This window comes from Pseudomonas weihenstephanensis (assembly GCF_016812185.1).
In the GTDB taxonomy this organism is placed as follows: Bacteria; Pseudomonadota; Gammaproteobacteria; order Pseudomonadales; family Pseudomonadaceae; genus Aquipseudomonas; species Aquipseudomonas weihenstephanensis.
On record NZ_JAAEBV010000001.1, the window covers coordinates 1,098,122 to 1,122,201 of the forward strand.

Consider the following 24,080-nt stretch of genomic DNA (forward strand, 5'->3'; position numbering starts at 1 on the left):
CTGCTCTGCGAATTGACGTTCATTACCCGTTCTCCAGGATTTTTTTATGCGAGCACAACGACATCAGATCCACGCTTTGCTGGCCCCGGTGCCGGGTACTGAACGATTCATCCATAGCTTTCATTACGGGCCAGCGCAGCCACAGGGCAAGGTCTATATCCAGGCGTCCCTGCATGCCGACGAACTGCCCGGCATGTTGGTGGCCTGGCACCTCAAGCAGCGCCTGGCCGAACTGCAAACAGCTGGCCGACTGCGCAGCGAGATCGTAATCGTCCCGGTGGCCAACCCGGCGGGCCTCGAGCAAATTTTAATGGACGTGCCTTTAGGTCGTTTTGAGATGGCCAGCGGGCAAAACTTCAACCGCAACTTCCTCGATTTGAGCGGGCCAATTGGCGATGCCATCGAAGGTCATTTGACCGACGATGCCACGCACAACCTGCACCTCATCCGCCGTCATTTGCGTGATGCGCTTGCGGCACAAGTGCCCGCCACACAGCTGCAATCACAGCGTTTGACCCTGCAAACACTGGCCTGCGATGCAGACATGGTGCTGGATTTACATTGCGATTTCGAAGCCGTTTCGCACCTGTACTCAACTCCCGAAGCCTGGCCACAGGTCGAGCCACTGGCCCGGCGCATCGGCGCGCAGGCCAGCCTGCTGGCAACCGACTCCGGGGGCTTGTCCTTCGACGAGTGCTTTACCTTGCTGTGGTGGGCGTTGAGCCAGCGCTTTGGGCACGCTGCGGCGATCCCGCAGGGCAGTTTTTCGGTCACCGTCGAGCTGCGCGGCCAAGGCGATGTGAACCACTCACTAGCCGAGCAAGACTGTCAGGCATTGATTGACTACCTGATCGATTATGGCGCCATTGAGGGCCAACCCGCGCCACTTCCGGCCCTCATGTACCCTGCGACCCCTCTGGCCGGTGTTGAACCCGTCACAACGACCGTCGGAGGCTTGCTGGTGTTCAGCGCAAAACCGGGCGATTACCTGAAAGCCGGTGCGTTGGTTGCCGAGGTCATTGACCCGATCAGTGATCGCATCACGCCCATTCATTGCACCTGTTCCGGCGTGTTGTATGCCCGTGTAACACGCCGCATGGCCACCGCCGGGATGGTCATTGCCCATGTGGCAGGCGAACAGGCATATCGCAGCGGGTATCTCTTATCGGCTTGAGGTTCGTCCAGACTGTGGCGCTACGCTTGAGCCATAGCAGCACACAACACCCGCGATGCAGCGTGGGGTGTTGGCCTGCACAGGTAAGGATGGCGTACTCATCATTCAGGCCACAGGCGCAGGCGGCGGCTCATCCGGCAGGGTCGGCACGCCAGGTTCTGTGGGTTGCGGGGTATCGGGGTCTGGCTGGCCGGGAATACCGCCTGCCTGGATCTGAGGGTGTGCAAGTAACGACCAGGCCAGCATCCCGACCTGATTAGGTTCAAGGTTTGCCAACTGGGCGCGGATACTCGGATCAATCTTCATAAGGGCACTCCTGAGCGTGGATCCGGCTCGCTGGGTGCATCACCGGAAATACACTCAGTAGAGTGCATTTGCGCTCAGGAATTCCCTCTGTTCGTCAGGTACGAGGCAAGGTGACGCCACGTTGGCCCTGATATTTACCGCCACGGTCTTTATAAGACACTTCGCACTCTTCATCGGATTCGAAGAACAGCATCTGCGCGACACCTTCATTGGCGTAGATTTTCGCCGGTAATGTCGTGGTATTGGAGAACTCCAGCGTGACGTGGCCTTCCCACTCAGGCTCAAGCGGTGTCACGTTCACGATGATGCCGCAACGAGCGTAGGTGCTTTTACCCAGACAGATGGTCAACACGTTGCGCGGGATACGGAAGTATTCGACGGTGCGCGCCAGTGCGAAAGAGTTCGGCGGGATGATGCAGACATCGCTGGTGACATCGACAAAGCTGCCTTCATCGAAGTTTTTAGGGTCGACGGTGGCGGAGTTGATGTTGGTGAACACCTTGAATTCGTTCGCGCAACGTACGTCATAACCGTAGCTCGACACACCGTAGGAGATCAGACGGTTTGCGCCTTCACCACGAACCTGGCGCTCAACGAAAGGTTCGATCATGCCGTGCTCTTGCGCCATGCGGCGAATCCACTTGTCTGATTTGATGCTCATGGCGGGGTGTCCTGAATAGCGAGGTGGAAAAATTCTGTCCGGCATCTTACCGGGGCGCGGGGCCAGGTTCAAAAAACTGGAACAGATTTATTAAAAATAGCCCCAAGCGCCGTGAATACGGGCCTTCAGGCCAACCGTCAGTCACGTTTTTAGAGAAACCTTTGCAAAGACCCTTTGCACGTTCCTGAAAAAGGGTTAAGGTGGCGCCACTGTGCTGCTTGTGTCACTGAGAATCTCTACACGATGTTGAATTTCGATCCAACCATCTCCAAGAATTTTTCCTGCTCTTTGCACTCAGTCTCGGCCAGGGCTTTTCCTGCGTCGCAGTTATCTTTGTTCAAGGAGTTACACCATGTCTAATCGCCAAACTGGTACCGTTAAGTGGTTCAACGATGAAAAAGGCTTCGGCTTCATCACTCCACAATCCGGTGACGACCTGTTTGTTCACTTCAAAGCAATCCAATCCGACGGCTTCAAGAGCCTGAAAGAAGGCCAACAGGTTTCTTTCATCGCTACTCGCGGTCAGAAAGGCATGCAAGCTGAGGAAGTACAAGTTATCTAACTTGTACTGATCCAGTAAAAAACCCCGCCCTCAAAAGCGGGGTTTTTTTATGCCCGCAAAAACGAACCTCAAAGCTTGAGCCTGTCTCGCAATGCCTTCAAGTCCGCCTTTTGAATCCAGACGGACAACATCGCGAGAAAGAATAACCCCTTACCTCAGCATCAATCGTCGCTGGAGGTAATCGTCGGCATGGCCTGTGACGTCGCTTCATGCAGGACAATGCGCGCGCCCACGTGGCGGGCCAGCTCCTGATAGATCATCGCAATCTGGCTGTCAGGTTCTGCGATCGCCGTCGGCTTACCACTGTCCGCTTGCTCGCGGATGCTCATCGACAAAGGCAATGACGCCAAAACCTCAACACCATATTGAGTCGCCAGCTTTTCACCCCCCCCCTCGCCAAACAGATGCTCTGCGTGACCGCAATTGGAGCAGATATGGATCGCCATATTCTCGACAACACCCAGCACAGGGATGTTGACCTTGCGGAACATTTCGACGCCCTTGCGAGCATCCAGCAACGCCAGATCCTGCGGCGTAGTGACGATAACAGACCCGGTGACCGGGACTTTTTGCGCTAACGTCAACTGGATATCCCCGGTGCCGGGCGGCATGTCGATGACCAGATAGTCCAAATCATTCCAGGCGGTCTGTGTCACCAACTGCAACAGTGCCCCGGACACCATCGGGCCGCGCCACACCATCGGCGTGTTGTCGTCGGTCAAGAAAGCCATCGACATCACTTCAACGCCATGGGCTTCAATGGGCACAAACCACTTCTGGTCACGGATTTTGGGGCGAGTGCCCTCGGCAATACCGAACATCACGCCCTGACTCGGACCATAGATGTCAGCATCCAGGATTCCGACCCGCGCACCTTCACGCGAAAGCGCAAGCGCAAGGTTGGCCGCGGTGGTCGATTTGCCGACTCCGCCCTTGCCCGAGGCCACTGCCACTATGTTCTTCACATTGGCCAAACCCGGGATTTGCGCTTGTGCCTTGTGCGCAGCAATCACACAGCTGATCTCAACGCTGGCCGTTGCGACACCGTCCATATTCTCGATGGCCAGTTGCAGCATTTGCGCCCAGCCTTTCTTGAACAAACCTGCGGCATAACCCAGCTCAAGCTGGACATTGACGCGATCACCTTGAACAGCAATGTGCCGTACACATCCGGCACTGACCGGGTCCTGATTCAAATAAGGGTCAGTGTATTGGCGAAGTACAGCCTCCACCGCTGCGCGATTGACGGCGCTCATGGGCAACTCCCTAAATAGGTCTGAACAAAACAGGCCGCTATCCTAACCCTTCTAAAGCGGTGGACGCAGGCTTTTAAAAACACCCTATGCCAACTGATACGCGCCCACGGGGTGAAATAAATTGCCCGGCGCTTTATAGTGGCCGACCACCGTCTCATCAAGTAGCCGAGCCCCATGTCCGAGCCACGCAAGATCCTCGTCACCAGCGCCCTGCCCTATGCCAATGGTTCAATCCACCTTGGCCATATGCTTGAGTACATCCAGACTGATATGTGGGTGCGCTTCCAGAAGCAACGCGGCAATCAATGCACTTACGTCTGCGCAGACGACGCTCACGGCTCGGCAATCATGTTGCGCGCCGAAAAAGAAGGCATCACGCCAGAGCAACTGATCGCCAATGTCCAGGCTGAACACTGCGCCGACTTTGCTGACTTTCATGTCGACTTTGATAATTTCCATTCGACCCACGCCGAAGAAAACCGCGAGCTGTCGAGTGCGATCTATATCAAGTTGCGCGAAGCTGGCCACATTGCAACTCGCTCGATCACCCAGTATTTCGACCCGGAAAAGAAAATGTTCCTGGCCGACCGCTTCATCAAGGGCACCTGCCCGAAATGCGGCACTGAAGATCAATACGGCGATAACTGCGAAAAATGTGGCGCCACTTACGCCCCCACCGATCTGAAGAACCCCAAGTCGGCCATTTCTGGCGCCACCCCGGTATTGAAGGATTCGCAGCATTTCTTCTTCAAGCTGCCCGACTTCGACGCCATGCTCAAGAGCTGGACGCGCAGCGGCGCACTGCAAGATGCAGTAGCGAACAAAATCGCCGAATGGCTGGATGCTGGGCTTCAACAGTGGGACATTTCCCGCGATGCACCGTACTTCGGCTTCGAAATCCCGGACGAACCGGGCAAGTACTTCTATGTGTGGCTGGATGCACCGATCGGCTACATGGCCAGTTTCAAAAACCTCTGCTCGCGTCGTCCAGACCTGGATTTTGACGCGTACTGGGCCAAAGACTCCACCACCGAGCTGTACCACTTCATCGGCAAGGACATCGTGAACTTCCACGCGTTGTTCTGGCCCGCCATGCTCGAAGGCGCAGGCTATCGCAAGCCGACTGCCATCAACGTGCACGGCTACCTGACCGTTAACGGTCAAAAGATGTCCAAATCCCGCGGTACCTTTATCAAGGCCCGCACGTACCTGGATCATTTGGCGCCTGAATACCTGCGCTACTACTACGCGTCCAAACTGGGTCGCGGCGTCGATGACCTGGACCTTAACCTTGAAGATTTCGTGCAGAAGGTTAACTCGGACCTGATCGGCAAAGTGGTCAACATTGCCAGCCGTTGTGCAGGATTCATCCACAAAGGCAATGCGGGCGTCATGGTTGAGGGGAACGCAGCACCTGAGCTGACTGAAGCGTTTCTTGCTGCCGAACCAAGCATTGCGCAAGCGTACGAAGCCCGTGACTTCGCGCGCGCCATGCGTGAGATCATGGCGCTAGCCGACCGTGCCAACGCCTGGATTGCCGAGAAAGCGCCTTGGGCAATGGCCAAACAAGAAGGGAAACAGGACGAAGTGCAGGCGGTCTGTGCCTTGGGCATCAACCTGTTCCGCCAACTGATCATTTTCCTCAAGCCCGTGTTGCCCGTGCTCGCAGCAGATGCCGAGGCATTTCTTAATGTCGAGCCTCTGACATGGGCTGACCACCACACGCTACTCAACAATCATCAGTTGAATGCATTCAAGCCGCTAATGACCCGCATTGACCCGGTAAAAGTTCAAGCCATGACTGACGCCTCTAAAGAAGACCTGATTGCTAGCCAGACCGATACGGGGGCTGCCAAGCCGAAAGGCAACGGTGAGCTGGTAAAAGAGCCGCTGGCGGACGAGATTGAGTTTGATGCATTTGCCGCCGTAGACCTGCGCGTCGCGCTGATTCTCAAAGCTGAAGCCGTGGAGGGCGCTGACAAACTCTTGCGCCTGACATTGGACATCGGCGATGAACAGCGCAATGTGTTCTCCGGCATCAAAAGCGCCTACCCAAACCCGGCAGAGCTTGAAGGCCGTTTGACCATGATGATTGCCAACTTGAAGCCGCGCAAAATGCGCTTTGGCATCTCTGAAGGCATGGTGATGGCCGCCGGTCCTGGCGGTGAAGAAATTTACCTGCTGAGCCCCGATAGCGGCGCAAAGCCAGGCCAGCGCATCAAATAATACTTGCCACACACACCCGCTAACGGCTTATAGGCCGTTAGCGGACGTTCATCAGTAGCCGCCCTTCCTGCCTTGTCGGATAATCAGCCACGCTCACTTAACCGTATTGAGCATGACTGATCTGACATTCACGCGTTATCGCCAGCCCATTTCAACCACCGCGCCGGATGAATAGCGCTTGGGGGCGGCCTGCTGTCGCTGGACATAAAACACCATGAGCCTGATTCAACAGATTGATGCTTTATTGCCGCAAACCCAATGCGGAAAATGCGGCCATCCCGGCTGTAAACCCTACGCGCAGGGTATTGCTCAAGGCGAAGCGATTAATAAATGCCCGCCTGGTGCAGATGAAACCATTGGTACGCTTGCCACATTATTGAAAATACCCGTCATTGCACTGGACACCGAGCGCGGCACGGCACCGGCACAAATCGCCTTTATTCGCGAGGCCGAATGCATCGGCTGTACAAAGTGTATTCAAGCTTGCCCGGTAGACGCCATTCTAGGTGCCGCCAAGCTCATGCACACCGTGATAGTGGATGAATGCACGGGATGCGACTTGTGCGTAGCCCCCTGCCCTGTCGACTGCATTGAAATGCGTGCGCTACCTGACGATGTGATCCCGGTGGTAAGCGGATTTGCTCATGGAACAGCCCAGTATCACGCACGTACGCGCAAGCGCGATCACGCTCGACAACGCTATGAGCAGCGCATGACGCGCCTGAGTCTTGAGGAGCAACTCAAGCAATCACAACGAATCGCTCGCACTCAGCACACTCGTACATCTACTGAAGTTGCGCACAACCCGACAACCCCATCAGCATCACTTAACGATGCAGCCCTTAAAAAGGCCAAAGTCACCCTTGCGATGGCCCGCGCCCAACTTCACAAATCGCTTAAAGCATTTGGTCACCCGCCAACTGCACCACAGCAATCCCAGTTGATCCAGCTTCAAGCGCAATTTGAACGTGCAGAACAGGCATTGGCTCAGCTCGAGCAGCGTCCAGAGCTATCGAGTACTGCTCCCTCAGCGCCCGGCGCCGATGTTAAGCGTGCAAAAATCCAGCTTGCTTTGCGTCGCGCAGAACTGAAAAAAGCCATTAACCAGGCATTGCCGAGTGAGCAGCTCACTTCACTGAACGAAGCAGTCACTCATGCAGAATCGACTCTGGCCGCGCTAGACGTAGTCAAAGCTTGAAATATCAGGCTTTGCACCTACTTACTCTCAAGGCCCTTAACACTGCACATCGGGAACCTTTTTACTCATGAACGCCGCTAAGCGCCTTGAAATATTTCGTCGATTTCACGAAGACAACCCCGAGCCCAAGACAGAACTGGCCTACACATCGGCTTTCGAACTATTGATCGCCGTGATTTTGTCAGCCCAAGCAACGGACGTTAGCGTAAACAAGGCGATGGCCAAGCTGTTCCCGGTCGCGAATACCCCAGAAGCCATCTACGCTCTGGGAATAGAAGGTTTGTCGCACTACATCAAGACCATTGGCCTGTACAACAGCAAGGCCAAGAACGTGATTGAGGCCTGCCGCTTATTGATCGAACGTCACGCCAGCCAGGTGCCTCAAACCCGCGAGGAACTCGAAGCACTCCCTGGTGTAGGTCGCAAGACGGCTAATGTCGTGCTGAACACCGCCTTCAGGCAGCTCACAATGGCGGTGGACACGCATATTTTCAGGGTCAGCAACCGGACAGGAATCGCTCCTGGAAAAAATGTGGTGGAGGTAGAAAAGCAATTGATGAAATTCGTACCCAAGCCTTATTTGCTGGATGCTCACCACTGGCTGATCCTGCACGGCAGGTATGTGTGCCAGGCACGCAAGCCACGTTGCGGCAGTTGCCGTATAGAAGACCTATGCGAATTCAAGCAAAAAACATCCGATGATTGAAACATCGAAGCTTTTAGGGTTGATCGATTGAGAAAATCTTTTTTACCCCCGAAGCGTTTGTCGCTATAAGGGGCGCCAATAGCTGTCTTGGCCTGGAGTGAAAAGAATGAGCACTGGCAAAGAAAGACTGGATGACGACGATTTGGAAGAGCTGGACGATAGCGTGCCTACCCCTTCTCCTGAGCCTGTGGCGAAGATCAATCTCGCCAAGCGCAGGACCATAGACAATCTTCTGGAGGAAAAGCGCCTCAAGAAACAACTGTCTGACTATGACTACGACCTTTAACGTCCTCAAAAGCCTCCTGTCTCGGAGGCTTTTATTCTTAAGGCCGCAACGCACGGGGACATCAGTACAGGCAAGCTACGTTCACATTCCCCTCACACCAAGCCATTACGCTGTGCAAGCTCGATCAGGTCAACAAGCGAGCGCGCATTGAGCTTTAATAACAGCCGGGTTTTGTAAGTACTAACCGTTTTATTGCTCAAGAACATGCCATCAGCAATGTCCTTGTTACTTTTCCCCCGTGCCAACTGCTGCAAGACCATCATTTCCCTACCCGACAAACGATTGACCATATCCGCTTCACTGGCATTCCCAAGGCTCGTACGCACTGAGTGCAGTGCCTGATTAGGAAAGTAACTGTAACCGGACAGTACCGCTTTGATTGCACTCAGCAACTCGGTCAAATCTTGCTGCTTGCATACATACCCCGCAGCTCCCGCCTGCATGCAGCGCATGGAAAAATGCCCGGGAGCCTGTGAAGTCAATACCAGTACTTTTACGGGTAATGCGGGTGTTGAAAGACGGGCAATAACCTCGAGCCCGTCTAGTTTGGGTATTCCTATATCCAGAATGACAATATCTGGCGCATGTTCACGCGCAAGTTGTAATGCATCTACACCGTTATCCGTCTCAGCAACGACTTCATAGCCATGTCGTTCCATGAGCATACGTACAGCAAGACGGATCACGGGATGGTCATCCACGATCAGCACTTTATTCATGGGCAATTCCAATTTTCGCTGTTCGAATTTTTAGAGTCAGCACAATAGCCTAGTCGTAACACCCTGGGCATAGCGCTCCCCCCCGAGCACTAACAGCCAAAGACATCACCTACATAAAATAACGATTTATCCTACAAAAAACCGCTCTAAAGAAAAGCTTCCCGTCCATCAAACGCGCGAATCACCCCACGTAAGAAAAATCGAATTTCGAAGCCTCCACGTATATTGAATTAATCAAACGAGTGTTTTTTTGTGCAACCCCATCGCACTTACGCAAGCGATGCTCCGACGCAACGCCATACTTTTACATACTGCCTTTTTCAATCACCTTCCTTTGCGCCCGCTCTGAAGCATCACTCACCTTCACACTATGTATGGGTAATGGTCCAATATAAACGCGTAAAAAAAATCCTTACAAAACATTCGCACCGCCTACCCACACAAACAGAGAAATATTGACACACCTATTTAGCAGCACGTCAATCATTCAGCAACATCCCGGATACGTATGAAAAATATGACTACCAACCACACTAGCATGCCTTTACAACATCGCTACCCGATAATTATTGCCACCCGGCAAAATCTACTCTCCTTTCATAAGAAAATATTTCAAATTATCACTTAAGGAAAAGTACTACAGATCATTCGGAAAGAGATTAAGCGTTACTTAATCAATACTAACAAGTTCATTACCCGAACCCGCCCAGCATTTGATCTCACTCAAAAACCATCTGCCCTTAGCACCTATTGATGCATTACATAAAAAGAAAACTTCCGAACCATTTTCACGATAAGTACTACAAGAAACCGTCAAAAACAAACATTCACATATCGCGCATATAAATACAGACCAAGCCTGCCCTTGCAGTTTCAAAAAGCCAGGTCTAGCTTTATAAGAAGTCACACTTTTTCACCCCTTGCAAACGCCCTCCCTGATGCTGACATCTCTCAGGAACGGCCTCTTGCGTACAGAACATTTACGTAAAAACCACCCTTTTTTTTCATACAGGCCGCACCATGATTACTCAAAAATACAAAGCCAAAAACCCGCTGACCGTTATCGCTATTTTTTCAATGCTTACGCAGGCGTCTGCCTCTATTTCCTTGCCTTACATCAACAATGAGAACCAGGAGATCTATGTATGGTTTTTGATCATTTTTCCACTTATTCTAATTGTTCTTTTTTTCATCACCTTAAACTTCAATAACAAATCCCTTTACTCGCCCTCCGACTTCACCAATGAAACAAACTTCATAACCACCAATATTGACCGCGCACACCCGCAAAATGGCGGCAGCACTCACTTCACACGTTCTGACGTGCCCGCCCACAAAAAAGCCCTCGACTGGGCAAATGTAAAGCTGACTCTTTGCCGCCCGCAGAGCCTTATTTTCTTGCCTCAAGGGCATCGAGATTATGATTCAACGCACTGCAAACGACACAAAATAAAAACAGCACCTGGTATTAGCCCTGCCACCAAAGAAGCCAGTGCCCCACAATTTATTGCCTTAAAGAAGGCCGGAACAGACGGCTTGCACATTGCAAACCTTACGCATCCGAACCTTCGTATCCTGGATATAAACAGGCTCGAGGAAGTCCTACATCGCCTGAATAAGGCCTTGCACCCGACCAAAAATATACTTAAGAAAAATACCACGCTTATTCTATTAATCAATCATCACATTAATGCATTGATGCAAGACACTTCATTAACAATGCATACACATAAGAAGAATCAGTTAATGGAGAACACGAGAGTTATCACCTACAACACCCAAGACGACGCCATTCGGTTGCCCCTTTGACACTCGTCACTGAATGCCCCCCATAAAAAAGCCCTGGCCAAGGCCAGGGCTTCTTTAACACCGTGCGTATCAGAACAATTTACGGCCTTTGTTCGCCGCAATCCGCATGCGCAGTGCATTCAGCTTGATAAAGCCTGCTGCATCTGCCTGATTGTAAGCACCGCCATCTTCTTCAAACGTTGCAATGTTGGCATCAAACAATGATTCGTCAGACTTGCGCCCCGTAACAATCACATTGCCTTTATACAATTTAAGACGCACAACACCATTAACGTGCGCTTGGGACGCATCAATCATTTGTTGCAACATCACCCGCTCAGGGCTCCACCAGTAACCGGTGTAGATCAAACTGGCGTATTTAGGCATCAGCTCATCTTTCAAATGCGCCACTTCACGATCAAGCGTAATCGACTCGATAGCACGGTGCGCACGCAGCATGATGGTGCCGCCTGGCGTTTCATAGCAACCACGGGACTTCATACCTACATAGCGGTTTTCAACGATATCGAGACGTCCAATACCATTCTCACCACCGATACGGTTCAGTGTCGCCAGCACTGTGGCCGGCGTCATTTCAACGCCATCCAGTGCAACGATGTCGCCATTGCGGTAAGTCAGCTCCAGATATGTTGGCGTGTTAGGCGCGTCTTCGGGCGACTTGGTCCAACGCCACATATCCTCTTCGTGCTCGGTCCACGTATCTTCCAGTACACCGCCCTCGTAAGAGATGTGTAGCAGGTTGGCATCCATCGAGTACGGGGATTTTTTCTTACCGTGACGCTCGATAGGGATGGAGTGCTTTTCAGCGTAATCCATCAGCTTTTCACGCGAGAGCAAATCCCACTCACGCCAAGGAGCGATCACTTTGACCCCAGGCTTCAAGGCGTAGGCGCCAAGCTCAAAACGAACCTGGTCGTTACCTTTGCCTGTAGCGCCGTGAGAAATGGCATCAGCGCCCGTTTCGTTGGCGATTTCAATCAAGCGCTTGGCAATCAGCGGGCGAGCAATAGATGTGCCCAGCAGGTATTCGCCTTCGTAAACAGTATTGGCGCGGAACATAGGGAACACGAAGTCTCGAACGAACTCTTCGCGCAGGTCATCAATGTAGATTTCCTTGACGCCCATGGCTTGCGCCTTGGCACGTGCAGGCTCGACCTCTTCACCCTGCCCCAGGTCAGCGGTAAAGGTTACGACTTCACAGTTATAAGTATCCTGCAGCCACTTCAGGATCACCGAAGTGTCCAGGCCGCCCGAATAAGCCAGAACGACCTTGTTTACGTCCGCCATGCCATCACTCCACGGGTTGTTCGAAAAGCCGAACAGTCTACCGCTCAAGTGTATGAATTTACAGAGGCGCGACAGCTTAAGACGACAAAGCGACAGTTACTTTCATTTGCGCGACGAACCTGGCGCATTCAAGAGACGTTTGCAGGATTGATAACGCTTGCCGCCGGAGCCGTTTTTTCAGGTGGAGGGGTACGATCGAGTCGCACACTGACTCGACGATTTTTCGCACGATTTGCCGCACTGGAATTGCGCACCAAAGGATACTGCTCGCCGTGGAAACGCAAGGTGATCTGCGACTCTTGCAGGCCGTTCTCCTTGAAATACTCCATCACGGCCAGCGCCCTGCGCCTGGACAAATCACGATTGGTCAAACGGTTCCCGCTATTGTCGGAATGGCCATCCAGCGTGACATGATTCACCGAGGGATCTGCCTTCATGTATTGCACCATGACTTGCAGATTGATCCGCGCCTGAGCGTCCAGCTCAATACCTCCCCCCGGGAAGCCAATCTGAGATTGGCGTACCTGTTCAAAGTTTTTCGGCAGCAGCTTGGCAGTGCATGCCTCGTAATCACCATAAGCCTGACGGAACTTGACCGGTAACAAGCGAACCTCCGAGAGCCCACCTGACGAGGAGTAATGCCTGACCAACGGACTGCGACCTTCCAGCAACCCTCTGACCAGACTGCCTGCCTGGGCCTGAGAGCTGTTAAACAGCACGTGGCCGCGGCTTATGCGCACCGCCCCCAAATTAATATCACCGCGCCCTGGCTGCCAGGGTGCAGCCGCAGCCAGCAGCGTCGCAGACCCTTCACCCATCATCGAGTTGTAGGCATTCAAACGGAAAACCGCTTGCTCACCCGCACGACGTACAAAGGCGCCGGAGCCGAAATCAGTGATGGGCTGAATCAGACGACACTCGAACTTGTCACCTTCTACCTTCCACTCGATATTCTCCAGACGCGTCTGGAAAGTCAGGGCCATGGCAGGCAGGCTGGCAAACATACTGAGTAGGGCTAGATAACGCTGGCGCACGGGAGGCTCCACAGGCTTGTACGGCAAAAAAACAGCAAACAGATTTACGGCATTCTCAAGAGATATCGGTTAAGCGCCACAAAACTTGATAGCGAGTGCCTGAGAGAGTGTTTTCCGGTAGCATTCGCCTCAGTTTGACCCGCCTGGAATCCCCAATGTCCGACCGCCTGACCCTGCTGCGTCCCGACGACTGGCACATACATCTTCGCGATGGCGCCATGTTGCCTCACACTGTCGCGGATGTTGCGCGCACTTTTGGCCGCGCCATCATCATGCCCAACCTGGTACCTCCGGTGCGTAATGCAACCGAAGCAGATGCCTATCGCCAGCGTATTTTAGCTGCGCGCCCTGACGGTAGCCGCTTCGAACCGTTGATGGTCCTTTACCTCACCGATCGCACACAGCCTGAAGATATTCGTTCGGCCAAGGCTTGCGGTTTCGTTCACGCTGCCAAGCTTTATCCTGCTGGCGCCACAACCAACTCCGACTCTGGCGTCACCAGCATCGATGCCATTTTCCCGGTGCTTGAAGCCATGGCCGAAGTCGGCATGCCATTGCTGATCCACGGCGAAGTGACACGCAGCGATGTGGATGTATTCGATCGCGAAAAAATCTTCATCGACGAGCACATGCGCCGCGTTGTGGATCGCTTTCCTACGCTGAAAGTTGTGTTTGAGCACATAACCACTGCTGATGCCGTGCAGTTCGTCAACGAGGCCTCGGCCAACGTCGGCGCAACCATCACCGCTCACCACCTGCTCTACAACCGCAACCATATGTTGGTGGGGGGCATTCGCCCGCACTTCTATTGCTTGCCTATTCTCAAGCGCAACACCCATCAGGAAGCGCTGTTGGATGCGGCAACCAGTGGCAGCGAAAAGTTTTTCCTGGGTACCGATTCGGCCCCGCATGCCCAACACGCAAAAGAAGCGGCGTGCGGCTGTGCTGGCTGCTATACCGCATACGCGGCCATTGAGCTGTATGCCGAAGCCTTTGAACAGCGCAATGCGCTGCCCAAACTGGAGGCATTTGCCAGCTTGAACGGCCCGCGCTTCTACGGTTTGCCGCCGAGCGCCGAACACATCACCCTGGTTCGCCAGGAGTGGACCGCCCCAAGCAGCCTGCCCTTCGGCGAGCTGACCGTAATCCCGCTGCGCGCCGGTGAAAAACTGCGCTGGCGCCTGCTGGAGGAACAGCTGTGAGTGACGAACATTTTGATGACGAGCACGAAGGCGGTCATAGCGGCCCTCGCCACCCAATGGCCGAACGCTTTCGCGGTTACCTGCCGGTTGTGATTGATGTTGAAACCGGTGGCTTCAATTGCGCGACCGATGCATTGCTGGAAATTGCCGCTGTAACCATCGGCATGGACGAAAAAGGCTTCGTGTTCCCCGAGCACACCTATTTCCACCGTGTTGAGCCGTTCGAAGGTGCCAACATCGAAGCCGCTGCGCTGGAGTTCACCGGCATCAAGCTTGATCACCCACTGCGAATGGCCGTTAGCGAAGAAACCGCGCTGAATGACATCTTCCGTGGCGTACGCAAAGCCTTGAAAGCCAACGGCTGCAAGCGCGCCATTCTGGTAGGCCATAACAGCAGTTTCGATTTGGGCTTCCTGAACGCTGCTGCCGCGCGCCTGGACATGAAACGTAATCCGTTTCATCCCTTCTCAAGCTTTGACACTGCAACACTGGCTGGCTTGGCCTATGGTCAAACCGTTTTGGCCAAGGCGTGTCAGGCCGCTGATATCGACTTCGACGGGCGCGAAGCACACTCGGCACGTTACGACACCGAAAAAACAGCTGAGCTGTTCTGTGGCATCGTCAACAGCTGGAAACAAATGGGCGGTTGGAAAGACTTCAACGACTGATTCAGTCGCCTGAACTTTCTTGTCAGCATAAAAAAACCGGACACTGAGTCCGGTTTTTTTATGCCTGAAACGGAGGCTTATAGCTTGTCAGCGTTCTCGGTCAGGTAAGCAGCAACACCCGCAGTCGAAGCGGTCATGCCTTTGTCGCCTTTTTTCCAGTTGGCAGGGCACACTTCGCCGTGCTCTTCGTGGAACTGCAATGCATCAACCAGACGCAGCAACTCGTCCATATTACGGCCCAGTGGCAGGTCGTTAACGATCTGCGAGCGAACAACGCCCTTGTCATCGATGAGGAAAGCACCACGGAAAGCAACACCACCTTCGGACTCAACGTCGTAGGCTTTGCAGATTTCGTGCTTCATGTCCGCAGCCATGGTGTATTGCACCTGACCGATACCGCCGTTGTTAACTGGGGTATTGCGCCACGCATTGTGTGTGAAATGGGAGTCGATAGAGACTGCAACCACTTCAACATTGCGTGCTTTGAACTCAGGAATGCGGTGATCCAGGGCAATCAGCTCCGATGGGCACACAAAGGTGAAGTCCAACGGGTAGAAGAACACCAGGCCGTATTTGCCTTTGATCGCGGTGGACAGCGTGAAGCTGTCAACGATTTCGCCATTGCCCAGAACAGCGGCTACGGTGAAGTCAGGGGCTTGTTTGCCTACGAGTACGCTCATGGATATCTCCTGATGTGCAGCGTGAAGAACGGGAACTGGCTAACCTTCGTTGAAAGGCGTTATTACCGCCAGCGCTCGCGTGAAAAGATCGCGCATCATACACCGCTCGTCGGAACCGGCCTTACCCCTTTTTCATGGCAAGTGCAGATCATCGCAGCACCGTTCGTCAGCCACGCTAAATCGAGGTCCAATCGAGACCTAAGTTGCTTTGACAATCATTCTCGTTAACATTAAGATCCATCGCATTGAATCCCAACCAGTGATGGTTCTTATTTATGTACGTTTGCCTTTGCACTGGCGTCACCGATGGAAAAATCCGCGATGCGATCTACGACGGTTGCTGCAGCTACCGTGAAGTTCGCGAAGCGACGGGTGTTGCCAGCCAATGCGGCAAATGTGCATGCCTGGCCAAACAAGTGGTTCGTGAAACCTTGACGTCCCTACAAGCCAGCCAGGGCGTTATGAGTTATCCCGCAGATTTTTCAGCTGCCTGAATAAGCTATTTTCAAAGAACCGGACGAATGTCCGGTTTTTTTATGCTCTGAATTCAAGTGCTTAGCGTCAAGACGCGGAACACAAACATTCTTATTCCGATTAATTTTCATTTATTATTCAAATACTTAGGTTTGACAGCTGTAAGTGCGCGGCTCAAACTCTGGCGCATATACAGTTAACTAAGGCAGGCCCTCGCGATGAAAGGCGACATTTCAGTCATCCAGCACCTCAATAAAATCCTCGGCAACGAGCTGGTCGCAATCAATCAATACTTCCTGCATGCACGCATGTATCAGGACTGGGGCCTGGAAAAGTTGGGCAAGCACGAGTACAACGAGTCCATCGATGAGATGAAACACGCTGACAAGCTGATCAAACGCATTCTGTTTCTAGAAGGTCTGCCCAACGTGCAGGACCTGGGCAAGCTGCACATCGGCGAGCACACCAAAGAAATGCTTGAGTGCGACCTGCGTATTGAGCGCACCGGCCATGCTGATCTAAAAGCCGCCATTGCCCATTGCGAAGTTGTCGGCGACTTCGGCAGCCGTGAACTTCTCGAAGATATTCTTGAATCTGAGGAAGAACACATTGACTGGCTGGAGACTCAATTAGGCCTGATCGACAAAGTCGGCATTGAGAACTATCTGCAATCTCAAATGGGTGAATAAGCAACTTCGCACTCATTAAAAAACCCCGCCCTGTTCATCGCAGGGCGGGGTTTTTTATTGTGCGCAAATAGTTAGCGCACCACCGTCATCACGCTTCGGTCTTGGCGGCGGCTGCCTTCGCGGTGGCCTCTTTGATCAGCGTTTGCAGCTCACCCGTGGCATGCATCTCAGCCATGATGTCGCTGCCGCCCACCAATTCACCGCCTACCCACAATTGAGGAAAGGTTGGCCAGTTGGCGTACTTTGGCAGGTTGGCGCGAATTTCCGGGTTTTGCAGGATGTCCACGTAAGCGAACTTTTCACCGCAGCCCATCACAGCCTGAGCAGCTTTAGCCGAAAAGCCGCACTGCGGGGCATTCGGCGAGCCTTTCATGTAGAGCAGAACGGTATTGTTGGCAATCTGTTCTTTAATAGTTTCGATGATATCCATGGAGCACCTCGGCTGAACTTTCCGACTCAGTTGTCGGCACGGTGGCGCATTGTAACGGAAACACAAGCAAGACGCTCGGTCGGCCCCACAGACGATAGTCTGCTTCTGCCGCCCATGAATTGCCAAGCAATGTCAGGGCAGTGTACAAATGGGCATCTGAGGGCTGGAAGCCACCCTTCAGGTGATCCAGACACACGCTAACGGCGGGCGAACGGAACCTGAACCCTCTAAAAAAACACCCTGATTGGCAAGACGCGACATTTCCTTATAAGATCGCGCCTTCCCCTATTTCGTCGCCCCGTGCGGCTTACGCCGCAGGTCTCGCCCGTTTTTGTGAAAATCCCGGCTTTGAGCATCTGCAGTCGTTGTAAAAAAGGTAGCTAATGATGAGCGCAAGGCACTTTCTCTCCCTCATGGATTGCACGCCCGAAGAGCTAATCAGCGTGATTCGTCGAGGCATTGAGCTCAAGGACCTGCGCCATCGCGGCGTACTCTTCGAACCTCTGAAAAACCGCGTGCTGGGCATGATTTTCGAGAAATCGTCGACCCGCACCCGCTTGTCCTTCGAGGCCGGCATGATCCAGCTCGGCGGTCAGGCCATCTTCCTGTCGCCGCGCGACACCCAACTGGGCCGTGGCGAACCTATCGGTGACTGCGCCATTGTCATGTCGCGCATGCTTGATGCCGTGATGATTCGTACCTTCGCTCACAGCACCTTGACTGAGTTCGCGGCCAATTCCCGCGTTCCCGTGATCAATGGTCTGTCAGACGACTTGCACCCCTGCCAACTACTGGCTGACATGCAAACGTTCATGGAGCATCGCGGCTCGATCAAAGGCAAGACCGTGGCCTGGATCGGCGACGGTAACAACATGTGCAACAGCTATATAGAAGCGGCCATTCAGTTCGACTTCCAACTGCGCATCGCTTGCCCGCAAGACTATGAACCCAACCCGCAGTTTGTTGCCTTGGCAGGCGAACGCGTGACCATCGTGCGCGATCCACGCGAGGCTGTTAAAGGGGCGCACCTGGTGAGTACGGATGTGTGGACGTCCATGGGCCAAGAGGAAGAAACGGCCAAACGCTTGAAGCAGTTCGCCCCTTACCAAGTCAATAAAGCGCTGCTCGACCTGGCTGCCGAGGACGTGCTGTTCATGCACTGCCTGCCCGCTCACCGCGGCGAAGAGATCAGTGTCGACTTGCTGGACGATCCGCGCTCAGTCGCCTGGGATCAAGCCGAAAACCGCCTGCACGCACAAAAAGCGCTGCTCGAATTCCTCGTTCAACCGGCGTACCACCACGCATGAGTCAGCCTCTACTGCTTAACCTGCGCGATCTGGCCTGCGGGTATCAAGGCCAGAGCGTGGTACAGAACCTCAACTTGCACCTCAATGCAGGCGACATCGGGTGTCTGCTGGGCTCTTCAGGGTGTGGCAAAACCACAACCTTGCGCGCGATTGCAGGCTTTGAACCCGTTCATCAAGGAGAAATCCAGCTAGGCGGTGAAATCATCTCCAGCGCCGGATTCACCTTGGCGCCCGAAAAACGCCGGATCGGCATGGTGTTTCAGGACTACGCGCTGTTTCCCCATCTCAGCGTGGCGGACAACATTGCGTTCGGTATTCGCAAACTTCCAGACAAAGAGCGCATTACTGAAGAGTTGCTCGAACTGGTCAACCTGAAGAACCTGGGCAAGCGTTTCCCCCACGAGCTATCGGGTGGGCAACAGCAGCGTGTAGCACTCGCCCGTGCGCTGGCGCCAGAACCGCAACTGCTATTGCTTGATGAGCCGTTCTCGAACCTGGACGGTGAGTTGCGGCGCAAGCTGAGCCACGAGGTACGGGACATTCTGAAAGCCCGTGGCACCAGTGCGATTTTGGTGACACACGATCAAGAAGAAGCCTTCGCTGTCAGCGACCACGTCGGCGTGTTCAAGGAAGGTCGTCTCGAACAATGGGATACACCCTACAACCTGTATCACGAACCGCTCACACCCTATGTCGCAAGTTTTATTGGCCAGGGTTACTTCATTCGTGGCCAGTTACTCAGCCCGGAATCGGTTCAGACCGAGCTGGGCGTGTTGCAAGGCAATCGGGCTTATACCTGGCCAACAGGGTGTGCTGTCGATGTATTACTGCGCCCGGACGACATCGTCTACGCACCGGACAGCAACTTGAAAGCGCGCATTATCGGTAAAACCTTCTTGGGGGCTTCAACGCTGTATCGTCTGCAATTACCGACAGGCAGCCAGCTGGAATCCATTTTCCCAAGCCACGTGGACCATTTGCCTGGTACAGAAGTGGGCATCCGGGTCGCGGCAGAGCATTTAGTGATGTTTCAAACCAGTGGCAGCACCGCAGCGCAAATCCCGCACTGCGAGGCTGGCGTAAGACGTTTCAGCACGTCCCACTGAAAACGACAACCCGCCCACACGAATGCATAACGTGCAGGCGCTGTGCTCCCGAGCGGCTTAACCCGCAACCGCGCCGCTACATCGCGTAAATACCGACGCCTGTAGCGGCTGATCAACCTCGCCCAATGTCGGCAAAGGTCGCCTGTGTCTGCGCTGCCAACACGCCAGGCGCCAGCTCGACCTCAAGCCCGCGTCGCCCCGCACTCACATAAAGGGTGGTGAAAGCCTGTGCACTACTATCTATAAAGGTACGCAGACGCTTCTTTTGTCCCAGCGGACTGATCCCACCCAGCAAATACCCTGTCGCTCTTTGCGCCGCCGCAGGGTCAGCCATCTCGGTTTTTTTAACCCCTGCCGCCTGAGCCAACGCTTTGAGATCAAGACTTCCGACGACCGGTACAACAGCAACCAACAACTCACCTTTTTCACTGCTCGCCAACAGCGTCTTAAACACCCGAACAGGCTCCAGCCCCAGTTTCTCTGCGGCCTCAAGACCATAAGAAGGCGCTTTGGGGTCGTGCTGATAGCTGTGTACCCGGTGTGGCGCGCAAACTTTTTTCAGCAGGTCCAGTGCGGGGGTCATGTGCGTTCCAATCGTGGAGTGAATAAAGACAGTCGCGTGCGGATTTTAGGCCATCGGCCCGTAAAAAGGCATTGGAACGGGCGTTCCGAATTAAATCCCTGATGAATCGTTACACCTGACCCTACCAATTTGTAGCCTTTGCTTACAGAAAAACAAGCCCCAAAACATCTCCCAAAAGTCAGAATACGACGGCTCGTTCACTTTCGACCTTTGACAGCGGTGTTTCTTGTCTATATTTTTTCGATTCTGAATATAAACGCTCGATACCTGAACATTTTTATCCGCACACGAAAACCGGGCGCAAAGCTTCCCGGTTTTTGTGCAGCTTCACGACCAACCTGACTGACGATGTCAAAAAAAACAAAAAAGAGGTTTCAAATGACGACTGCATCGCAGCACCCTACGCTTTCAGGCCAGTGTATGGCCGAGTTTCTCGGCACCGCACTTCTCATCTTCTTTGGTACAGGTTGTGTCGCAGCCCTCAAGGTGGCGGGCGCCAGCTTTGGCCTCTGGGAAATCAGCATCATCTGGGGCATTGGCGTCAGCATGGCGATTTACCTGACCGCGGGAGTTTCAGGCGCACACTTAAACCCCGCAGTCAGCATCGCGCTGTGCCTGTTCACCGATTTTGAAAAACGAAAACTGCCGTTTTACATCCTCGCCCAAGTGGCGGGTGCCTTCTGCGCGGCGGCATTGGTGTACACCCTCTACAGCAACCTGTTCTTCGATTACGAACAAACTCACCAGATGGTACGCGGCAGCAAGGAAAGCCTGGAGTTGGCGTCGGTGTTCTCAACCTACCCGCACCCGGCGCTCTCAACTTTGCAGGCGTTTATGGTTGAGATGGTGATCACCGCTATCCTGATGGGCGTAATCATGGCCCTCACTGATGACAAGAATGGTCTGCCACGCGGCCCATTGGCGCCGTTGCTGATTGGCTTGCTGATTGCGGTGATTGGCAGCTCGATGGGCCCGCTGACCGGCTTTGCGATGAACCCTGCACGTGATTTCGGGCCTAAGCTGATGACTTTTTTTGCGGGCTGGGGGGAAGTTTCTTTCACCGGCGCGCGGGATATCCCTTATTTCCTGGTTCCTATCTTTGCACCGATCGTCGGTGCCTGCCTCGGCGCAGCGATTTATCGCGGGATGATTGCCCGCCACCTGCCTGCCGTCGAAGCTGTGGCAACGGATGCCCAAGCCAGCGCTGAGGTAAAAACAGCGTCCTGACATCGATTTATGAAACGGGGCGCAGCAGATCACTGCCCGTTAACGCTCTCGCGCCCTGAACCCATTACTTCATTCTGCAAGGCAATCCCATGACCGACATTCAGAATAAGAACTACATCATTGCGCTGGACCAAGGCACCACTAGCTCGCGAGCGATCATATTTGATCGTGACGCCAACGTGGTTTGCACCGCACAACGTGAGTTCCAACAGCACTACCCGCAAGCCGGCTGGGTTGAGCACGACCCGATGGAAATTTTCGCCACCCAAAGTGCCGTAATGGTTGAAGCCTTGGCACAAGCCGGTCTGCATCATGACCAAGTGGCCGCCATTGGCATCACTAACCAACGCGAGACCACCGTTGTGTGGGACAAAAACAGCGGCCGTCCCATCTACAATGCGATCGTTTGGCAATGCCGACGCAGTACCGAGATCTGCGAACAGCTCAAACGCGACGGCCACGAGCAATACATCAGCGAGACCACCGGTCTGGTCACCGACCCGTACTTCTCGGGCACCAAGCTGAAATGGATCCTCGACCACGTTGAAGGCAGCCGCGAGCGCGCCCGCAATGGCGAACTGCTGTTCGGCACCATCGACAGCTGGTTGATCTGGAAATTTACCGGCGGCAAGACCCACGTCACCGACTACACCAACGCCTCGCGCACCATGCTCTTCAACATCCATACGCTGGAATGGGATGCGAAGATGCTGGAAGTGCTCGATATCCCGCGTGAAATGCTCCCAGAGGTAAAATCCTCCTCCGAAATCTACGGTCGCACCAAAAGCGGCATCGCCATTGGCGGCATCGCAGGCGATCAGCAGGCCGCTTTATTCGGCCAGATGTGCGTAGAGCCGGGCCAGGCGAAAAACACCTATGGCACCGGCTGTTTCCTGCTGATGAACACCGGCACCAACGCGGTCAAATCCACACACGGCATGTTGACCACCATCGCCTGCGGTCCCCGTGGCGAAGTTGCCTACGCATTGGAAGGTGCAGTTTTCAACGGTGGCTCCACCGTGCAATGGCTGCGTGACGAACTAAAAATCATCAACGATGCGCACGACACCGAATACTTCGCCAATAAAGTCAAAGACAGCAATGGCGTGTATCTGGTCCCGGCGTTTACCGGCCTTGGCGCACCGTATTGGGACCCGTATGCACGGGGTGCTTTGTTCGGTCTGACTCGTGGCGTGCGTGTAGATCACATCATTCGCGCAGCTCTTGAGTCGATTGCCTACCAGACTCGCGACGTACTCGACGCCATGCAACAGGACTCGGGCGAACGCCTTAAAGCCCTGCGCGTCGACGGTGGCGCAGTCGCCAACAACTTCTTGATGCAGTTTCAGGCTGACATTCTGGGCACCATGGTTGAACGGCCGCAAATGCGCGAAACCACAGCGTTGGGCGCTGCCTACCTGGCGGGTCTGGCATGCGGTTTCTGGAGCAGCCTGGACGAGTTGCGTGGTAAAGCCGTCATCGAACGCGAGTTCGAACCAACGCTCGAAGAAGCCAACAAAGAGAAGCTCTACGCGGGCTGGAAAAAAGCCGTGAGCCGAACCCGCGATTGGGAACCTCACGAAGAAAACAACTAAGCAAGCCAGGCAATGCCAGAAGCTGACGCCTGAGGCGTTGGCTTCTATCAACTGATTTCATGGCGCCTGTGAGTAGCAGGCGGCGCTTTCCTGCGGCATCATGGGCGAATTTGCTTCGCCGCCCAAAGGAAACTCCATGAATCTGCCTCCACGCCAACAGCAGATCCTCGAACTCGTTCGCGAGCGCGGCTATGTCAGCATCGAGGAAATGGCGCAGTTGTTCGTCGTCACGCCGCAGACCATTCGTCGCGATATCAACCAATTGGCCGAAGCCGATTTGTTGCGTCGCTACCACGGTGGAGCAGCCTATGACTCCAGTGTTGAAAACACCGCCTACGCCATGCGCGCGGATCAAATGCGCGATGAAAAACGCCGTATCGGCGAAGCCATCGCTGCCCAGATTCCTGACCACGCCTCGATCTTTATCAACATCGGCACCACCACCGAGTCGATAGCCAGAGCGTTGCTCAACCATAGCCACCTGAAAATCATCACCAACAACCTGCATGTCGCCTCAATTCTGAGCGCCAAGGATGACTTTGAAGTCCTGATTGCAGGCGGTAACGTGCGTCGCGACGGCGGCATCGTTGGTCAGGCCAGTGTCGATTTCATAAACCAATTCAAATTCGACTACGCCTTGGTGGGTATCAGCGGTATCGATTCAGACGGCAGCCTGCTGGACTTCGACTACCAGGAAGTACGCGTTTCCCAAGCCATCATTGCCAATGCCCGACAAACCATACTGGCCGCAGACTCCAGCAAGTTCGGACGTAACGCGATGGTACGCCTGGGTCCAATCACACTGATTGATTGCCTGGTGACCGATCAACCACCCGTGCCGGAGCTGGCTCAATTGTTGGCCCAGAACAAAATCCGCCTCGAAGTGGTGTAACCA

25 protein-coding genes are annotated in these 24,080 nt (G+C 54.0%); 16 read left to right on the forward strand and 9 right to left on the reverse strand.

Features of this window, described 5'->3' with window-relative positions; genetic code table 11:
* Window positions 1–46: 46 nt before the first annotated feature.
* On the forward strand, window positions 47–1,174 hold the full coding sequence (locus tag GYN01_RS04945; RefSeq protein ID WP_203306670.1) for a succinylglutamate desuccinylase/aspartoacylase family protein: 1,128 nt from the start codon (window positions 47–49) through the stop codon (window positions 1,172–1,174).
* Between the two features lie 105 nt (window positions 1,175–1,279).
* Here GYN01_RS04945 and GYN01_RS04950 read toward each other — a convergent pair whose 3' ends face one another.
* Entirely contained in the window at window positions 1,280–1,480 is a 201-nt protein-coding gene (locus tag GYN01_RS04950; protein WP_048362699.1) for a hypothetical protein, read from the reverse strand.
* A 94-nt stretch (window positions 1,481–1,574) separates the two neighbouring features.
* The gene (dcd, locus tag GYN01_RS04955) at window positions 1,575–2,141 is read right to left on the reverse strand and encodes a dCTP deaminase (protein WP_048362698.1); all 567 of its coding nucleotides are present in this window, start codon (window positions 2,139–2,141) and stop codon (window positions 1,575–1,577) included.
* Window positions 2,142–2,493: 352 nt separating this feature from the next.
* Between dcd and GYN01_RS04960 the strand changes: the two genes are divergently transcribed.
* Window positions 2,494–2,703 (forward strand): cold-shock protein, encoded by a 210-nt coding sequence (locus GYN01_RS04960; RefSeq protein WP_002554837.1) that lies wholly within the window; start codon window positions 2,494–2,496, stop codon window positions 2,701–2,703.
* Between the two features lie 161 nt (window positions 2,704–2,864).
* Here GYN01_RS04960 and apbC read toward each other — a convergent pair whose 3' ends face one another.
* Entirely contained in the window at window positions 2,865–3,959 is a 1,095-nt protein-coding gene (gene apbC, locus GYN01_RS04965) for an iron-sulfur cluster carrier protein ApbC (RefSeq protein ID WP_048362697.1), read from the reverse strand.
* A 174-nt stretch (window positions 3,960–4,133) separates the two neighbouring features.
* Here apbC and metG point away from each other — a divergent pair, with 174 nt between their 5' ends.
* From metG to GYN01_RS04985, 4 genes are all read left to right on the forward strand, one after another.
* Window positions 4,134–6,185, forward strand: coding sequence for a methionine--tRNA ligase (gene metG, locus GYN01_RS04970; RefSeq protein ID WP_048362696.1), 2,052 nt, complete (start codon window positions 4,134–4,136; stop codon window positions 6,183–6,185).
* Window positions 6,186–6,399: 214 nt separating this feature from the next.
* Window positions 6,400–7,383 carry an RnfABCDGE type electron transport complex subunit B gene (locus GYN01_RS04975; protein WP_203306671.1) on the forward strand — a complete coding sequence of 328 codons (984 nt, stop codon included), beginning with the start codon at window positions 6,400–6,402 and terminating at the stop codon, window positions 7,381–7,383.
* A gap of 67 nt (window positions 7,384–7,450) precedes the next feature.
* Window positions 7,451–8,089 (forward strand): endonuclease III, encoded by a 639-nt coding sequence (nth, locus tag GYN01_RS04980; protein WP_048362694.1) that lies wholly within the window; start codon window positions 7,451–7,453, stop codon window positions 8,087–8,089.
* Window positions 8,090–8,195: 106 nt separating this feature from the next.
* The gene (locus GYN01_RS04985) at window positions 8,196–8,375 is read left to right on the forward strand and encodes a PA3496 family putative envelope integrity protein (RefSeq protein WP_048362693.1); all 180 of its coding nucleotides are present in this window, start codon (window positions 8,196–8,198) and stop codon (window positions 8,373–8,375) included.
* A gap of 92 nt (window positions 8,376–8,467) precedes the next feature.
* On the opposite strand, the gene GYN01_RS04990 is transcribed toward GYN01_RS04985, so the two are convergent.
* On the reverse strand, window positions 8,468–9,094 hold the full coding sequence (locus GYN01_RS04990; RefSeq protein WP_047274014.1) for a response regulator transcription factor: 627 nt from the start codon (window positions 9,092–9,094) through the stop codon (window positions 8,468–8,470).
* A 1,020-nt stretch (window positions 9,095–10,114) separates the two neighbouring features.
* Between GYN01_RS04990 and GYN01_RS04995 the strand changes: the two genes are divergently transcribed.
* The gene (locus GYN01_RS04995) at window positions 10,115–10,903 is read left to right on the forward strand and encodes a hypothetical protein (RefSeq protein ID WP_053075969.1); all 789 of its coding nucleotides are present in this window, start codon (window positions 10,115–10,117) and stop codon (window positions 10,901–10,903) included.
* 69 nt (window positions 10,904–10,972) lie between these two features.
* On the opposite strand, the gene GYN01_RS05000 is transcribed toward GYN01_RS04995, so the two are convergent.
* Both GYN01_RS05000 and GYN01_RS05005 read right to left on the reverse strand, forming a co-directional pair.
* A complete protein-coding gene (locus tag GYN01_RS05000; protein ID WP_048362692.1) occupies window positions 10,973–12,190 on the reverse strand; it encodes an argininosuccinate synthase in 1,218 nt (405 codons plus the stop codon).
* 128 nt (window positions 12,191–12,318) lie between these two features.
* Window positions 12,319–13,224: a flagellar protein MotY gene (locus GYN01_RS05005; protein ID WP_048362691.1), complete on the reverse strand. Its 906-nt coding sequence runs from the start codon at window positions 13,222–13,224 to the stop codon at window positions 12,319–12,321.
* A 155-nt stretch (window positions 13,225–13,379) separates the two neighbouring features.
* On the opposite strand from GYN01_RS05005, the gene pyrC reads away from it, so the two are divergent.
* Both pyrC and rnt read left to right on the forward strand, forming a co-directional pair.
* A complete protein-coding gene (gene pyrC, locus GYN01_RS05010) occupies window positions 13,380–14,426 on the forward strand; it encodes a dihydroorotase (protein ID WP_048362690.1) in 1,047 nt (348 codons plus the stop codon).
* A complete protein-coding gene (gene rnt / locus GYN01_RS05015) occupies window positions 14,423–15,094 on the forward strand; it encodes a ribonuclease T (RefSeq protein ID WP_048401102.1) in 672 nt (223 codons plus the stop codon). The genes pyrC and rnt overlap by 4 nt, the downstream gene beginning before the upstream one ends.
* A 77-nt stretch (window positions 15,095–15,171) precedes the next feature.
* Here rnt and GYN01_RS05020 read toward each other — a convergent pair whose 3' ends face one another.
* The gene (locus tag GYN01_RS05020; protein WP_048362688.1) at window positions 15,172–15,774 is read right to left on the reverse strand and encodes a peroxiredoxin; all 603 of its coding nucleotides are present in this window, start codon (window positions 15,772–15,774) and stop codon (window positions 15,172–15,174) included.
* A 275-nt stretch (window positions 15,775–16,049) separates the two neighbouring features.
* Between GYN01_RS05020 and GYN01_RS05025 the strand changes: the two genes are divergently transcribed.
* Entirely contained in the window at window positions 16,050–16,268 is a 219-nt protein-coding gene (locus GYN01_RS05025) for a bacterioferritin-associated ferredoxin (RefSeq protein ID WP_048362687.1), read from the forward strand.
* A gap of 198 nt (window positions 16,269–16,466) precedes the next feature.
* Window positions 16,467–16,937, forward strand: a complete 471-nt coding sequence (bfr, locus tag GYN01_RS05030; protein WP_019411006.1) for a bacterioferritin — start codon at window positions 16,467–16,469, stop codon at window positions 16,935–16,937.
* A gap of 88 nt (window positions 16,938–17,025) precedes the next feature.
* Here the strand turns inward: bfr and grxD are convergent, their stop codons facing one another.
* Window positions 17,026–17,367 (reverse strand): Grx4 family monothiol glutaredoxin, encoded by a 342-nt coding sequence (grxD, locus tag GYN01_RS05035; protein WP_048362685.1) that lies wholly within the window; start codon window positions 17,365–17,367, stop codon window positions 17,026–17,028.
* 386 nt (window positions 17,368–17,753) lie between these two features.
* Between grxD and argF the strand changes: the two genes are divergently transcribed.
* Together argF and GYN01_RS05045 are read left to right on the forward strand one after the other, a co-directional pair.
* Window positions 17,754–18,674, forward strand: coding sequence for an ornithine carbamoyltransferase (argF, locus tag GYN01_RS05040; protein WP_048362684.1), 921 nt, complete (start codon window positions 17,754–17,756; stop codon window positions 18,672–18,674).
* The gene (locus GYN01_RS05045) at window positions 18,671–19,780 is read left to right on the forward strand and encodes an ABC transporter ATP-binding protein (protein ID WP_048362683.1); all 1,110 of its coding nucleotides are present in this window, start codon (window positions 18,671–18,673) and stop codon (window positions 19,778–19,780) included. Before argF ends, GYN01_RS05045 begins: the two co-directional genes overlap by 4 nt.
* Before the next feature lie 112 nt (window positions 19,781–19,892).
* Here GYN01_RS05045 and ybaK read toward each other — a convergent pair whose 3' ends face one another.
* Window positions 19,893–20,363, reverse strand: coding sequence for a Cys-tRNA(Pro) deacylase (gene ybaK / locus GYN01_RS05050; protein ID WP_203306672.1), 471 nt, complete (start codon window positions 20,361–20,363; stop codon window positions 19,893–19,895).
* Window positions 20,364–20,741: 378 nt separating this feature from the next.
* On the opposite strand from ybaK, the gene GYN01_RS05055 reads away from it, so the two are divergent.
* The 3 genes from GYN01_RS05055 to GYN01_RS05065 all read left to right on the forward strand — a co-directional run bounded on the left by GYN01_RS05055 (window position 20,742) and on the right by GYN01_RS05065 (window position 24,077).
* Window positions 20,742–21,590 carry an MIP/aquaporin family protein gene (locus GYN01_RS05055; RefSeq protein WP_048362681.1) on the forward strand — a complete coding sequence of 283 codons (849 nt, stop codon included), beginning with the start codon at window positions 20,742–20,744 and terminating at the stop codon, window positions 21,588–21,590.
* Between the two features lie 89 nt (window positions 21,591–21,679).
* The gene (gene glpK, locus GYN01_RS05060) at window positions 21,680–23,185 is read left to right on the forward strand and encodes a glycerol kinase GlpK (protein ID WP_203306673.1); all 1,506 of its coding nucleotides are present in this window, start codon (window positions 21,680–21,682) and stop codon (window positions 23,183–23,185) included.
* 136 nt (window positions 23,186–23,321) lie between these two features.
* A complete protein-coding gene (locus tag GYN01_RS05065; protein WP_048362679.1) occupies window positions 23,322–24,077 on the forward strand; it encodes a DeoR family transcriptional regulator in 756 nt (251 codons plus the stop codon).
* Window positions 24,078–24,080 lie beyond the last annotated feature (3 nt).